Source organism: Terrisporobacter sp. (genome assembly GCF_017888745.1).
Lineage (GTDB): Bacteria > Bacillota > Clostridia > Peptostreptococcales > Peptostreptococcaceae > Terrisporobacter.
In genome coordinates this window covers 1-13,752 of sequence record NZ_JAGHFM010000047.1, presented here as the reverse complement: position 1 = coordinate 13,752, position 13,752 = coordinate 1, and the positions used below count along the sequence as shown (strand labels likewise).

The 13,752-nt window shown below is 27.0% G+C and carries 16 protein-coding genes and 1 riboswitch; of the genes, 13 read left to right on the top strand and 3 right to left on the bottom strand.

Going from position 1 to position 13,752, the window contains the following annotated elements:
* The first annotated feature begins 8 nt into the window (after positions 1 to 8).
* Both J7G74_RS02020 and ytvI read left to right on the top strand, forming a co-directional pair.
* Positions 9 to 1,259 (top strand): HlyC/CorC family transporter, encoded by a 1,251-nt coding sequence (locus J7G74_RS02020; RefSeq protein ID WP_297131213.1) that lies wholly within the window; start codon positions 9 to 11, stop codon positions 1,257 to 1,259.
* Positions 1,260 to 1,345: 86 nt separating this feature from the next.
* Positions 1,346 to 2,407, top strand: coding sequence for a sporulation integral membrane protein YtvI (gene ytvI, locus J7G74_RS02015; protein WP_297131209.1), 1,062 nt, complete (start codon positions 1,346 to 1,348; stop codon positions 2,405 to 2,407).
* 77 nt (positions 2,408 to 2,484) lie between these two features.
* Here ytvI and yfcE read toward each other — a convergent pair whose 3' ends face one another.
* Together yfcE and J7G74_RS02005 are read right to left on the bottom strand one after the other, a co-directional pair.
* The gene (gene yfcE, locus J7G74_RS02010) at positions 2,485 to 3,054 is read right to left on the bottom strand and encodes a phosphodiesterase (protein ID WP_297131207.1); all 570 of its coding nucleotides are present in this window, start codon (positions 3,052 to 3,054) and stop codon (positions 2,485 to 2,487) included.
* A gap of 17 nt (positions 3,055 to 3,071) precedes the next feature.
* Complete coding sequence (locus J7G74_RS02005) at positions 3,072 to 3,872, bottom strand: NAD(+)/NADH kinase (protein WP_297131204.1); 801 nt, start codon at positions 3,870 to 3,872, stop codon at positions 3,072 to 3,074.
* A gap of 202 nt (positions 3,873 to 4,074) precedes the next feature.
* Here J7G74_RS02005 and J7G74_RS02000 point away from each other — a divergent pair, with 202 nt between their 5' ends.
* The 8 genes from J7G74_RS02000 to J7G74_RS01965 all read left to right on the top strand — a co-directional run bounded on the left by J7G74_RS02000 (position 4,075) and on the right by J7G74_RS01965 (position 11,813).
* Positions 4,075 to 4,566, top strand: a complete 492-nt coding sequence (locus tag J7G74_RS02000; protein ID WP_297131201.1) for a YbaK/EbsC family protein — start codon at positions 4,075 to 4,077, stop codon at positions 4,564 to 4,566.
* Between the two features lie 326 nt (positions 4,567 to 4,892).
* Complete coding sequence (locus J7G74_RS01995; RefSeq protein ID WP_297131197.1) at positions 4,893 to 5,795, top strand: RluA family pseudouridine synthase; 903 nt, start codon at positions 4,893 to 4,895, stop codon at positions 5,793 to 5,795.
* 25 nt (positions 5,796 to 5,820) lie between these two features.
* On the top strand, positions 5,821 to 6,831 hold the full coding sequence (locus tag J7G74_RS01990) for a nucleoid-associated protein (protein WP_297131194.1): 1,011 nt from the start codon (positions 5,821 to 5,823) through the stop codon (positions 6,829 to 6,831).
* 216 nt (positions 6,832 to 7,047) lie between these two features.
* On the top strand, positions 7,048 to 7,518 hold the full coding sequence (locus J7G74_RS01985; RefSeq protein WP_297131191.1) for a hypothetical protein: 471 nt from the start codon (positions 7,048 to 7,050) through the stop codon (positions 7,516 to 7,518).
* A 113-nt stretch (positions 7,519 to 7,631) separates the two neighbouring features.
* Positions 7,632 to 8,567 (top strand): DUF11 domain-containing protein, encoded by a 936-nt coding sequence (locus J7G74_RS01980; protein ID WP_297131188.1) that lies wholly within the window; start codon positions 7,632 to 7,634, stop codon positions 8,565 to 8,567.
* Between the two features lie 125 nt (positions 8,568 to 8,692).
* Positions 8,693 to 8,942: riboswitch (cobalamin riboswitch) on the top strand.
* Positions 8,943 to 9,136: 194 nt separating this feature from the next.
* A complete protein-coding gene (locus J7G74_RS01975; RefSeq protein WP_297131186.1) occupies positions 9,137 to 10,045 on the top strand; it encodes an ABC transporter substrate-binding protein in 909 nt (302 codons plus the stop codon).
* The gene (locus tag J7G74_RS01970; protein WP_297131183.1) at positions 10,029 to 11,051 is read left to right on the top strand and encodes a FecCD family ABC transporter permease; all 1,023 of its coding nucleotides are present in this window, start codon (positions 10,029 to 10,031) and stop codon (positions 11,049 to 11,051) included. The genes J7G74_RS01975 and J7G74_RS01970 overlap by 17 nt, the downstream gene beginning before the upstream one ends.
* A 6-nt stretch (positions 11,052 to 11,057) precedes the next feature.
* Positions 11,058 to 11,813 carry an ABC transporter ATP-binding protein gene (locus J7G74_RS01965; protein WP_297131176.1) on the top strand — a complete coding sequence of 252 codons (756 nt, stop codon included), beginning with the start codon at positions 11,058 to 11,060 and terminating at the stop codon, positions 11,811 to 11,813.
* A gap of 43 nt (positions 11,814 to 11,856) precedes the next feature.
* On the opposite strand, the gene acpP is transcribed toward J7G74_RS01965, so the two are convergent.
* A complete protein-coding gene (acpP, locus tag J7G74_RS01960) occupies positions 11,857 to 12,084 on the bottom strand; it encodes an acyl carrier protein (RefSeq protein ID WP_297131173.1) in 228 nt (75 codons plus the stop codon).
* A 146-nt stretch (positions 12,085 to 12,230) separates the two neighbouring features.
* On the opposite strand from acpP, the gene J7G74_RS01955 reads away from it, so the two are divergent.
* The 3 genes from J7G74_RS01955 to J7G74_RS01945 all read left to right on the top strand — a co-directional run.
* The gene (locus J7G74_RS01955; protein WP_297131170.1) at positions 12,231 to 12,674 is read left to right on the top strand and encodes a hypothetical protein; all 444 of its coding nucleotides are present in this window, start codon (positions 12,231 to 12,233) and stop codon (positions 12,672 to 12,674) included.
* Positions 12,675 to 12,709: 35 nt separating this feature from the next.
* On the top strand, positions 12,710 to 12,919 hold the full coding sequence (locus J7G74_RS01950) for a hypothetical protein (RefSeq protein WP_297131166.1): 210 nt from the start codon (positions 12,710 to 12,712) through the stop codon (positions 12,917 to 12,919).
* A 496-nt stretch (positions 12,920 to 13,415) separates the two neighbouring features.
* The coding region (locus tag J7G74_RS01945; protein WP_297131163.1) for a hypothetical protein at positions 13,416 to 13,752 on the top strand (337 nt) is incomplete at its 3' end.

Here is a 13,752-nt window from a genome sequence, read left to right as displayed (position 1 = left end):
GGTAAAGGTTGGATTCGACCAGCATTTTGATTCAAATAGGTTTATTAATAATTTTATTAATAGGGTCAGGATTTTTTTCAGCTTCTGAGACAGCTTTAATGTCTATAAGCAAAATAAGAGTAAGATATATGGAGGAAGATGGAGTAAAAGGAGCTAAATTAGTTAGCAAACTATTAGAAGATTCAAATAGACTTTTAAGCTCTATATTAGTTGGTAATAATATAGTAAATATAGCAGCTACATCTATATCAACTTCTTTATTTATATCATTATGGAATGAACAAGGAGTACCTATTGCAACAGCAGTAATGACTATATTAGTTTTAATATTTGGTGAAATTACACCTAAAACTATATCAGCAAATAACCCAGAAAAAATAGCTTTATTGGTAGCTAAACCTATAAAAGTTTTTATGACATTATTAAGTCCAGTTATTGGAATATTTAATGTTATAACAAAAGTAATATTTAAGCTTCTTGGAGTAGATGATAATGGCGTAAAACCATTTATTACAGAAGAAGAACTAAAAACTATGGTAAATGTAAGTCATGAAGAAGGCTTATTGGAAATAGAAGAAAGAGAAATAATTAATAATGTATTCGAATTTGGAGACATGCAAGCTAAAGAAGCTATGGTTCAGAGATTAGACATGGTAGCTATTGATATTGAAGATAGTTATGATGAAATAATCGAATTATTTAAAACGGAAAAGTTAAGTAGGATGCCTGTATATGAAGAAACTATAGATGATATAATAGGTATTTTAAATATAAAAGATATAATTTTCTTAAGTGATGAAGATATAGAAAACTTTGATATTAAAAAATATCTAAGAGAACCATTCTTTACTTATGAGTTTAAGAAGATAACACAATTATTAGAAGAAATGAAAAAAGATAAAAGTCAAATGGCTATAGTTGTTGATGAATACGGAGGTACAGCTGGTTTAATAACTATAGAAGATTTAGTTGAAGTCATAGTCGGTGACATAGAAGATGAATATGATGAAGAAGATGATGAAATTCAAGTAATCAGCTCAACAGAGTTTTTGGTAGAGGGAAGTACTAAAATTAGTGATGTCAATGAAATACTTGATATAGAGTTAGAATCAGAAGAGTTTGATTCTATTGGTGGATATATAATTGGATATATTAAGCATATTCCAGAAGAAGGAGAAGACATCGAGGTTGATAGTATTAGATTCCATATAGAATCTGTTGATAAAAATAGAATTAAGAAAATTAGAATATTATTATAATCAATAAAGCACTGTTTAAAACAGTGTTTTATTTGTATATTATATTTATTTATAGAACATAATTACAATCAAGGGAGGGAGTGTTTATGTCAGTACTTAATAAAAACTTTAAGCAAAAATTAAAAAATAATATTATATTCTTTATAATATATTCATTGTTATTTATATTTTTATGTAAAACTTTTGGATACATAGCGCCATTTTTCATAGGTGGTTTATTAGCTTTTATAATAAATCCAATATCAGAAAAATTAGAAAAAAAGTTAAAAGTAAATAAAGGAATTTTAACTTTATTTTTAAGTATTTTAGGAGTTGCTTTTGTAATATTTATAGCTTCATTTTTGATAATAAAAGGAACTCATCAGTTAGTAGCATTTTTAAATAGTATAGATGGTAATAGTTATTCATACTTTAATAGTATGATTAATGATTGGATAAATAACCTAGACAAATACATAGACTACATCGAAAGTGTATCTAATAATAGTATAAATGTTCAAGAATTAGCATCAACATATGGTCAAAATTTTGTTAATTTGGCTAAAGCAATGTTAAGTAAGACAATTGATTTTGCAACCTCAATACCTACACTAATACTTATTGTAATTACATTATTCATGTCCACATATTTTATTGCAAAGGATTTTGATAAGATTGAAAATGGTTTTTTAAGTATATTTACAGATGAAACTCGAGTAAAAGTAAGAAGGGTAAAAACTGAAATTGTATATTCTGTTGTAGGATATATTAAAGCCTATACGATTCTTATGAGCATAACATTTTTAGTTATATGGGTAAGTTTCTCAATATTTAAAGTTCCATATGGATTACCTTTAGGTATAATTGGCGCATTACTTGATTTAATACCTTTTCTTGGGATAGTAGTGATTTTTATTCCAGTTATAGTTTATTATTTCATTATTGATAATTATTTTGTATCAATAGGAATATCAGTAATATTTATTGCTCTATCATTACTTAGACAAATATTAGAACCAAAGCTAGTTTCGGCAAATGTTGGAATTAGTCCATTATTAACAATAATAGCTATTTTTATAGGTGTGCAAATAAAAGGTATACTAGGTATTATATTCTGTCTAGGATTACTAGTTATGCATGATATAATGAAAAAAGTAGATATTTTATAGATGTATAAAATAATAAAAAGTGGTTAACTTAAGTTAGCCACTTTTTTACTATCATAGAGTTAATGAATTATTAGAAATTATTCAAATTCTATTATTTCTTTAGTGTTAATATCTATTAAATCAATTTCTAATTCAAATTCATCTTCTATATTTTCATCATTTAATAATTCTATTGTCGCAACTGAATGAGAACCATCTTTTGGTATAGAAGTACTTCCAGGATTTAAAACTATTAAATCTTTATCTACATTTAATTCTTTAATATGTGTATGTCCTAAGATAAGTATATCAACACCTAATTCTCTAGCCTGTGCCATCATTTCTTCTCTTGATATTGTATACCCATGATACATAAGTACACTGATATTATCTATTTTTTTATGCACAAAAGGACCTTCTATTGCATGATTTATTACCATTTGATCAACATCAGCATCACAATTACCTTTTACTATAGTGATATTGTCTAAACTATTAATTTTTTCTACAACAGCTTTTGGGTTATATCCCTCAGGAAGATCATTTCTAGGACCATGATATAAAACGTCTCCTATATGAAGTAATATATCGCAATCGGATAAAACATCTAAAGCCTTTTCTAAATACAGTAAACTTCCATGAGTGTCACTCATTACTCCAATTTTCATATGTTTTCCTCCTTAAATTATAAGAATTTTTCAGATACCCTACTCCAAAACTCATAATTTGATGTTCTTAGTAGTTTTATTTTTGTATCAGAAATAGAAAGATTTATGTTATTTATTTCTTTAAAATAATACTCCATTCCATCTACAACTATTAATGTTGAATTTTCAAAATTACATTCTGGTGATACTTTAACTATGGAATCAACAGAACAAATTATACTAGAGGTAAAGCTCCTATAAGCATTTGTATTTATAGGTGCAACAGGTGCTATTTGCATTACATTTAAGCTGGTATCAACTATACTTCCTCCTACAGCATAATTATAAGCGGTAGACCCTGTAGATGTAGAAATTATTAGACCGTCACCACTAAAATTTTGTACATGATTGTCATTAATATTTAATTTAAGGTGTATAGTTCTAGATTTATCGCCTTTAACTACTACTTCGTTAATAGCAAAAACATTATTGCAATCATCTTTCGTACATATACTCCCTTGAAGAAGAGGGATTTCTTGAGTTATATAGTCTCCATTTAAATAAGATTCAATAAAAGAATCTATCTCTGCAGGAGAAATATCAGGGAAAAATCCTAAATGACCTGTATTAATACCTACAAAAGGTATATTTGGGATGTTGAAGTCATGAACAGTTTGTAAAAAGCTACCATCTCCACCTATAGAAATTATTAATTCAGCATCAGGATTGTATTCATAGTATACATCAAACCCGACATCAACTAACTTTTTATGTAAAATATCTCTTGTTTCTAGTGACTTTTGTACTTGGTTAGAATTTATTATTATAATTCTGCTCATTATTTCACCTCTTTTATAAGTTGTATTATAACACAATATATATTAATAGATACAGACTATATTGTTTAGTTAATTTAATAACATATATTGCTATTATTTAACAAAAAAGGTAGAAAACCTTTATTTTTTAGTAAAATAAATATGATATACTTATTTTGGTAACAATTATAGGAAGAATATAGTAAATGGAGGAAAATTAATTATGTCAATTGAAGTGGTTAAAGAATTTTTCAAACAATATAATAAAGAAAATGAGATTATAGAGCATGAGGTATCATCTGCAACAGTAGAATTAGCAGCGGACGCCTTAAATGTTAAACCGGCTAGAATAGCAAAAACTCTTTCTTTTAAAAATAAAGAAGGTGATAATGCCATATTAATAGTAGCGGCTGGTGATGCAAAAATTGACAATAAGAAATTTAAGCAAGTGTTTGGATATAAATCTAAAATGTTAACTCCAGAAGAAGTTTTAGAATATGTAGGTCATGCTATAGGAGGCGTTTGTCCTTTTGCTATAAAAAGAGATGATGTGCCTGTATATTTAGATATTTCTATGAAAAGATTTGATACAGTTTTTCCTGCTTGTGGGAGCAGTAATTCTTCCATAGAACTAACTTGTGATGAGCTAGAAAAATTCTCTAATGCAAACGAATGGATTGATGTTTGTAAGGGATATGAAGAAGAGCAAAAGTAATTGATATAAAGATTAGTGAATAAAATTTTTCTTAAATATGATAAAAGTGTAAAGAATCACACTATTGAAAGTGTGATTTTATTTTTATAATTCCGACTGATAAATTTGAGCAACGGACGTAGTCGCTGGCTATATGAAGAAAGTGAATTTTTTATAAAAAGTATAGATAATATATTTTACTAATAATTAAAACTTTAAAAAGGTATTTTTAAATGAGTAAAAAATTTAAGTAAACGAATTAAAATTATTACTCATTTTTCTCTTTTACTTATTAAAAATATAAATTTATGGTAATATAATTAATATTAAGTAAAGTAGGTGATGTTTTGTTTAGAAAGGAAGACCAAAGATATAATAAAATATCTTATATAAGTGAAGAGAATTTAACTTTAAAAGAAGTTTTATTAGATAAATTGAATTTTTCAGTAAGGTCATTATCTAAAATGAAAAGATATAAGACTGTGAAAGTAAATAATAAATATATAAAGCCATCGGAAATGGTTAAAATAGGAGATCTAATAGAAGTAGAAATATCTGAAGATATGGCAAACTTCCATCCTCAAGATTTAAACTTAGATATTATATATGATGATTTTGATATAATAATGGTGAATAAGCCACCTTTTATGGTAGTTCACCCAACAAAAAGTCATTTTGAAAATACCATTGCCAATGGTGTAACTCATTATATTCTAGATAAAAAAGAAAATGTAAAAGTTAGATTTGTAAATAGACTTGATATGAATACATCAGGTTTAGTTATAGTGGCCAAAAATCCTTATGCTCAATTTGTGTTATCGTCTGATATGAAAGATGATAAATTTGAAAAAATGTATATTGCAGTAGTAAAAGGTATTGTAAAAGAAGACAGTGGGACAATAAATGAGCCAATACATAGACCTACTGATGATAGTGTAAAAAGAGTGGTAGATGAAAAAGGTCAACCTTCAGTAACTCACTTTGAGGTTATTGAAAGATTAAAAGATGCCACAGTTTTAAAATTAAGATTAGAAACAGGAAGAACTCATCAAATTAGAGTACATTTAAACCATATAGGACATGGTATTATAGGGGACGAATTGTATGGATATGTTGATGAGAATTTAATTAATAGACAAGCATTACATGCTTACAGTTTAAAATTCAAACAGCCAAGAACTAGAGAAGATTTAGAGTTTAAAGCTAAGCTTCCTGAGGATATGGAGAAATTAATAGAAAAATTAAGATAAATATTTAAATTTATGGAGGTTAGATATGATTATACATAAGTATATTGTTCATGTTCTTGATAGAAATAGTGATAGTCCAATATTAAATGATTATGAGGGTAAAAATAATTTAGAGGTAGATAAGTTTTTTGAAAAAGTAGTTAACAGGGTAGCAAAAGACGATGATTTAAGAAAAGGCATTTTTAAAGATTATAATGAAAATATAATAAAAAATTGTTGTGAACAAATTATATATGATGATAGTACATTTGTTGATAACTCAAAAGAAATAGCATCTTACTTATTTGATATTATGAAAAAATATGAAGATATAGATTCGTGTGATTTAGCAATTTGTTTATATAGTGTAAAAGATGAAAAATATGTTGGGATAATCAAGTTAGATTATAAAAAATTATACACACACTCAATTGAATTATTAGATGATAAGTTTAATATACAAATAGTAAGTAATGAAATAGGAATACCTGATACAGGAAGACAAAAACAATGTGCTTTAGTTGGAGTTAGTGGAATAAATGATGAGTTTCATTTAAGACTATTAGATAAGGATTCAGAAAAAGAAGATACAGATAAAAAATCTAGATTTATAGAAGAATTTTTAAAAGCAGAAAAAATAAACGATGATAAATATAATACAAAAACTTTCAAAACTACAGCTGATAATTGGATAACTAATGCTATGTCTAATAACATCAAAAAGGCTGAGGATGTAAGAAGCTTACTACATTATACTTTGAAAGAAAAAGAAGAAGTAGATATAGATAAGTTTGTAGAAGATTCAATAGATGATGAAGAACTTAAAGAAAGTTTTAAAGAATTAATGGTAGATAGAGGTATTGAGGCTAATTTTAGCATAGATAAAAAATGGGTTGAAAAGAAACTTAAGAAAAGAAGTATAAAAACTGATAATGGATTTGATATAAAAGGAAACTTAGTGGACTTTGAAGATCCTATGAAATATAGTGTAAGACAAAATGAAGATGGCACTGTAGATATAGTAATTAAAAATGTAAGTTTCTATGAAGAAAAATAATATAATAAAAAATGTGAAGAGTATAGGTGTTTAGAATCTAATCTTATAAAGATGATAGATATATAACCTATACTCTTTTTTAATTGTAAGTAATTAATTTATAAATTTATTATAAATATTGTTGTATATACAACATCTAAATTAAGATAAGTTGTAACAAATATCTACAAATATCTATATTATATAGGGAATAATTATATTTTGAGGAGGGGTTACATGGGATATAGTCCTTGTTGTAAAATAGTGGAGAATAGGTCAAGAGTTACTTACTCTTATGATAATACAGAAACAATATTGACGAAGAGTGAACTAAGTAATACGACATTGATTAAAGTTTGTAGCTATAATTCTTATAATAGTTGTATAGAAAATATTATAGATATAAATAAGTTATGTGGAAGTAAATGTTTAGAAGATAATATAGATGTAAGAAGTTGTATATATATAAAAAGAATCTCTATAAAAAATGATAATAGAAGTTTAATAGTTGATTTTGAGTTAAGTATATTCATAAGAAATAAAGAAATATCAGAATGTTGCTATGAGTATTGCAAGAATCACAGATATATAATACCAATTGCTAAGAGTAAAGTAGATTACGTTTCATTGAATATAGAAAAGGTAAATTTTGATATATTACCAAATGGAAAAATTAAAGTTTGTACATTTATTAAATTTAAATTTTAGATTTAAATTTATATAAGTATATTTTGAACAATTGTAACATATTTTGACAAATTATATATATTATATTAGGTATAAATTTTACCTAATATAATATATATAAGGAGTAAGATAATATGTCAGACACAATGTCTTTTAATTCACAAAATATAAATAATGAAAGTAATACATGTGCACCTAATTGTGATGATAACTGTAGAATAAAAAATATGGCATTTTTACAGTATCAATATGGACCTACAGCTACATCTGAATCATCTAATATAGATAAGAGTGCTAGAAGTGGTGTAGTATCTGTTTGTTTAGAAAATAAAAGAAATGCTAAATTTAAAATGTTTAAAATTTCATCCAAAGAGGCAACAGAACCTGGAGATATAATTCAATATAGAGTTGCAGTTGCTAATACAGGAGATGTTCCATTAAATGGAGTAAAATTAGTAGATATTATAGATAGTGATACAACTTATGTAGCTAATAGCGCAAGTGTAGTCCGTGCAGTATCTGGAGTGGATACACCAGTACCTTTTACGCCATCATATGTTAATGTAGCAAAAACATTAACTATAACAGCAGATCAAGTATTACCTGTAGGAGAAATGTTTATATTTTCTTATAAGGTTTCCGTATCTAGTACCTTATCTAATCCAATTATTAAAAATAATGCAACAATTACAACTACAACTCAAGGAGCAACAAGTCCTCAAAAGGGCTCTGTAGAAATTCCAATTAGATATGCTAGAGTAGGTATTGCTAAGTCTATATCACCTGCATATACTAGATGTGTGAAATGTGGAGATAGCTTAACTTATAAAATAACACTTACTCATTCAGGAACAGTACCTGCTACAAACTTAGTAGTCACAGATTTATTTGATCCTGAATTCTGTTTTGATGCTGACGATGTTGTAGTTAAAAATAAAGCTGGAGCAACAGTAGGATCACCAACAGTCACAAAAACAGTTACTAATGGACTTCTTACAGTGAAAATAACTACATTACCAGTAGGTGAAGTATATACTATAACTATTTCAGGAGAAATATGTTGTTGTTAAAAAATAGTATAAAAAGATAATTATAAGTATAAAAAGATAAATGGAAGTTGCCCTAAAATAATTAAATTAATTATTGTGGGCAACTATTTTTTATTAAAAAAGTATGTTATAATAAAAGAGAAAATTGAATACATAAGATTTTAAGGTGCTATGAAGATAGATTAAAAGGGAAAGAGGTGAGATTCCTCTACAGCCCCCGTTACTGTAATGTGGACGAAACTTGATAATACCACTGTGAAATTAATTTTGACAACGAATATACTTTAATTAATAACAAAAGTATATCATTGACCATACTAGCGAAGGTAATTTCATGGGAAGGTGAGGAGTAGGATGAAACTAAGTCAGGATACCTGCCTAAAATCATAAAGTAGTTTCTTCGGGGTGAAGAAAATATTACATTATGAAATATTGTGTTTTTTATTTTAATATATCGAGAGTATTATTAATTATTTTCAATATTATATTAAAGGACATGTATGTTTAAAATCTATGTATATATTCACCTAACCTTGTGGTTAGGTTTTTTTATTGCAATGAAATTATAATTAAATTATTAGGAGGAAGAGATGAAGAAAAAATTATTAGCAATTTTAACAAGTTTTATATTACTTTTTGCTGTTGGATGTAGTAGTAATAAAGAAACAACTGTAACTGACAGGGAAGGAAATGAAGTTAAAATATCTACGAAATTAGAAAGAATAATATCAGCAGTACCATCTAATACTGAGGTTTTAGTAGAATTAGGTGTAGCTGATAAATTGGTTGGTGTTGATAAATATTCTGAAGGAATAGAAGGATTAGATGAAAAACTTCCAAAAATGGATATGAATAATCCAGATGCAGAAGCTATAATAGCACTAGAGCCTGATATAATAATAGCATCAGGACACAATAAAGTAGGTTCAGCAGAAGACCCATATAAAGCTATAGTTGATGCAGGTATACCAGTAGTTTACATACCAAGTAGTGATAGTATAGACGGTATATATAAAGATATAGAGTTTATGGCTTCTTTAGTTGATAAAGAGAAAAAAGGCGAAGAAATAATTTCTAACATGAAGGAAGAAATAGCTAAATATGAAAAGTTAGGTAAAACTGTTAAAGAGAAAAAGAAAGTATACTTTGAAATAGGTCCAGCTCCAGACTTATTCACTTTAGGTAATTCTACATTTATAAATGAAATGATAGAAATAATAGGAGCAGAAAATATATTTAAAGATCAAGAAGGCTGGATACCACCAACAGAAGAATCAATAATAGATGCTAATCCAGATGTAATATTAACTACTGTTAATTATGTAGATGATGCAACTGGTGAAATATTAGCTCGTGATGGTTGGGAAGACATAACAGCTATAAAAAATAAAGATGTTTACTACATAGATTCAAATTCAGCATCACGTCCAAGTCATCATATACTTAAAGCTTTAGAAGAAATGTCTAAGGTTGTATATCCAGATGTATTTAACAAATAAAAAAAGAATAGTATTAAGCATTTTAATTGCAATTCTTATAATTAGTATCGGAACTTCTAATGGAAGTTCCGATATTAGCATATTAGACACAATATCCATTATATTAAACAAATTATTTAATTTACCTTTAAAAGATGGTGTATCATCTCAACATATGGCTATAGTTTGGAAACTTAGGCTTCCAAGAGTATTATTAGCATTTATTGTAGGAGGATGTTTAGCAACTAGTGGTTCAGTAGTACAATCAGTATTAAAAAATGAACTAGCATCACCATATACCCTAGGAGTATCTTCTGGTGCATCTTTTGGGGCAGGACTTGTAATTGTTTCTGGGATATATATACCTATATTAGGTGGATTTACATTACCTTTAATAGGTTTCATCTTTGGATTTGTTACAGTATGTTTTGTTATGGTATTCTCAGCAAAGATTGATAAGACAATGTCTAATAATACTATTATTTTATCAGGAATGGTATTTTCACTTTTTGTAAATGCATTGCTAACTACATTAAGTGCATTTTTCAGTGACGATTTAAAAAGCATAACACTTTGGCAAATGGGAAGTTTTGCTATGAAGGGATGGTCATATGTCGGCCTTATATTACCATTCTTTATAGTAGGAATGTTAGGAGTACTTAGATTTACAAGAGAAATGGATATACTTACTTTTGGCGAAGAGCAAGCTAAAATAGTGGGAGTAGACACAAAAAAAGTAAAAACAAAGTTATTTATATACTGTTCTGTGTTAACAGGTGGATCTGTAGCTTTAAGTGGTACTATAGGATTTGTTGACCTAATTGCCCCTCATGTGGTTAGAAAAATATTTGGTTCAAATCATAAGTATGTTGTTCCTATGTCATTTGTATTTGGTGGATGTTTAATGGTTGTTACAGATTTAATAGCTAGAACTATATTTACACCTATGGAATTACCAGTAGGAGCTGTAACAGCAATAATAGGAGCGCCATTCTTTGCCTATATATATTTTAAAAAAGCGAGTTGATATTAAATGTTAGAAGTAAAAAATTTATATACAGGATATGATAAAAAAGAAATAATTAAAAATATAAATTTTGAAATAAAAAGAGGAGAAAATCTTTGTATTGTTGGTCCCAATGGATGTGGTAAAAGTACACTTTTAAAATCTATTGCCAATATTATTGAATACAAAGGCAATATAAAAATAGATGGACAAGAAGTAAATAGCCTTAGTAGATTGGAATTAGCCAAAAAGATAGGCTTGATGAGCCAAATAACTCAGATATACTTTCCTTACACAGTTTATGACACCGTATCACTAGGAAGATATGCCTATTCAAAAGGTGCATTTGCCACATTATCTTCTGAAGATGATGAAATTATAATTGATAGTATGAAAAAAGTTGGTGTATACGAGTTAAAAGATAAGATGATTACAGAATTATCAGGAGGTCAACTGCAAAGAGTATTTTTAGCAAGAGTATTTGCTCAAAATCCTGATGTGATTTTACTTGATGAACCAACTAATCATTTAGATTTTAAACATCAGATAGAGCTATTAGAAAATTTAAATGAATGGGTAAAACAAAATAATAAAATAGTCGTAGGTGTATTGCATGATTTAAATTTAGTACAATATTTTGCAGATAAGGTACTCATACTTAAAGACGGTAAAGAAATAGATTATGGATTACCTCAAGATGTATTAAAGGGATTAACATTAAATAAAGTTTATGGTATGGATATAAAAAATTTTATGATAAATATTTTACAAAAATGGGCTTAAGTATATGAAAAGGGATGTTTTATAAAAACATCCCTTTTATGTATTACATGTTTTGTTCAACATATTCAACTATATCACCTATAGTTTTGAAATTTTCAGCTTGTTCGTCTGGTATCTCTATATCAAACTCATCTTCTAATGCCATTATTACTTCAACAGCATCTAAAGAATCAGCATCTAGGTCTTCCTTAAGTGATGTTTCAACAGAGATAGAATCTGCATCTTCTAAACCTAATTGTTCAGCTATTATGTCTTTAATTTTTTCAAACATTAATTAGTTACCTCCAAGATAAATTAAAATTTAATTGTAGTTTAATATAATATTGTCAATTTTTCAATATATAATCAAAAAAAGTCCTAAAGTTTTATTAGATGAATATAAATTTAATATAGATTATAACTTTAGGAGGAAGGTTGATGAAAAACATAGGATTATTATTATCGTCAGTTACAGCATTTTTTATAATACTTGGTTGTCTTTTTTATAATTCTTTACTGATTGATATGAAAGAAATTAAAGATTATGTAACAGAAAGCAATCTAATTTTAGAGGAAGTGGTGAAAAAAGAGGATAAAGTTGATGATAAGAAAGGAGAATACATATCAAGATTATTAGGTATAAAAAATGGAATGGAAAATGCAAATACATCTATTTTATTAAAAAAATATAAAGATATGAAAATGAGTTCAATAGAATTATTGGTTGAAGCAGTAAGCGAAAGTAATGAAAATGATAGAAAAGATCTATTAAATCAAATTTATTACTCTAATGGTGAAAGCCAAAAAGAGTTGAATACACTAATGAATAAAAATTTTATTGAAGTAACTTATTTATGCATAAAATCATATATTAGTGTATAAGAGATATAACTTTTGGACTTTAAGGAGGGAGTGACATGTCAAAACTAGAGGAAAGTTTATCAAGATTTTTTGGTGGGGATGATTGTTTTGGTTTTAATAGTGGAATGTTAATAATAATAGCCATAGTATTTTTGCTTTTAGCAACAAATATATTTGACGATTTCTTTGATGATGATTGTATTTGGATATGGATAATTTTGATAATTTTATTACTATTTAACTTTGATGATGGCTGCTGTTGTTAATAGAAGTAAATAGTTTTTTTGAAAGAATCTTTAATTAAAGATTCTTTTTTTACATATAAGGAAATTATATTGAGTTTGCAATTGGGGAAAATTCCTAGGTTAAAGCATTATCAATATGTTTGAGAAGTTGTAAAAAAGTAAATTTTGAGCAACGGGCAAAGACGTTGGCGACATGAAGTGGAGCGCCCACGCAGTGGCTTAAGCGAAGCGAATTTTTTATTTACATGAACTTTACAATTATGTGATTAAAAATATACATAAACAAATTAAGATTAAATTAGATTTCTTATAAAAATCGCAATATTATAATCAAGAAAAAATTGTAAAAATTATATATAATTAACTATTTTTATATAGAAATAAGATGTTATAATATATTTTAGCAGAAAAAATTTTATATGTTTAGGGAGGGATTTTTATAAAAAAGAAAGGATGTATAGCTTTACTAGCATCCCTAGGCTTATTAACAGGGATAATAGGTATTAATACAGTTGATTTGAGAAAAAATAATGAAGACACAGAAGTTTTAAAAGGTATAGAAACAATAAAAAATTTGGAAAAGAAAGACGTATTGGAATCGGAAGAACAAATAAAGCTTGTTCAATCTAGTTTACAAAATAATAATTCAGGTGTAAATTCAGCAACTCAGAAAGTAAATTATATAGACAAATTCTCAAACTCACTAATCATGGGGGATTCAAGAGCGGAATCTATATCAGTGTATGGTATTTTAAATAATTCATCTGTAATAGCTTATAAAGGTAGAAATTTAGTAACAGCAATTAAAAATGGTGATATAAATAAAGCAGCAAACTTATCTCCAAAGAATATAT

Coding starts and splice junctions, on each gene's coding strand:
- J7G74_RS01985 (WP_297131191.1), top strand. CDS start 7,048: ATGGGATATAGTCCTTGTTGTAAAATAGTGGAGAATAGGTCAAGAGTT.
- J7G74_RS02000 (WP_297131201.1), top strand. CDS start 4,075: ATGTCAATTGAAGTGGTTAAAGAATTTTTCAAACAATATAATAAAGAA.
- ytvI (WP_297131209.1), top strand. CDS start 1,346: ATGTCAGTACTTAATAAAAACTTTAAGCAAAAATTAAAAAATAATATT.
- J7G74_RS01950 (WP_297131166.1), top strand. CDS start 12,710: ATGTCAAAACTAGAGGAAAGTTTATCAAGATTTTTTGGTGGGGATGAT.
- J7G74_RS01990 (WP_297131194.1), top strand. CDS start 5,821: ATGATTATACATAAGTATATTGTTCATGTTCTTGATAGAAATAGTGAT.
- J7G74_RS01965 (WP_297131176.1), top strand. CDS start 11,058: ATGTTAGAAGTAAAAAATTTATATACAGGATATGATAAAAAAGAAATA.
- J7G74_RS01975 (WP_297131186.1), top strand. CDS start 9,137: ATGAAGAAAAAATTATTAGCAATTTTAACAAGTTTTATATTACTTTTT.
- acpP (WP_297131173.1), bottom strand. CDS start 12,084: ATGTTTGAAAAAATTAAAGACATAATAGCTGAACAATTAGGTTTAGAA.
- J7G74_RS01970 (WP_297131183.1), top strand. CDS start 10,029: ATGTATTTAACAAATAAAAAAAGAATAGTATTAAGCATTTTAATTGCA.
- J7G74_RS02005 (WP_297131204.1), bottom strand. CDS start 3,872: ATGAGCAGAATTATAATAATAAATTCTAACCAAGTACAAAAGTCACTA.
- J7G74_RS01955 (WP_297131170.1), top strand. CDS start 12,231: ATGAAAAACATAGGATTATTATTATCGTCAGTTACAGCATTTTTTATA.
- J7G74_RS01980 (WP_297131188.1), top strand. CDS start 7,632: ATGTCAGACACAATGTCTTTTAATTCACAAAATATAAATAATGAAAGT.
- yfcE (WP_297131207.1), bottom strand. CDS start 3,054: ATGAAAATTGGAGTAATGAGTGACACTCATGGAAGTTTACTGTATTTA.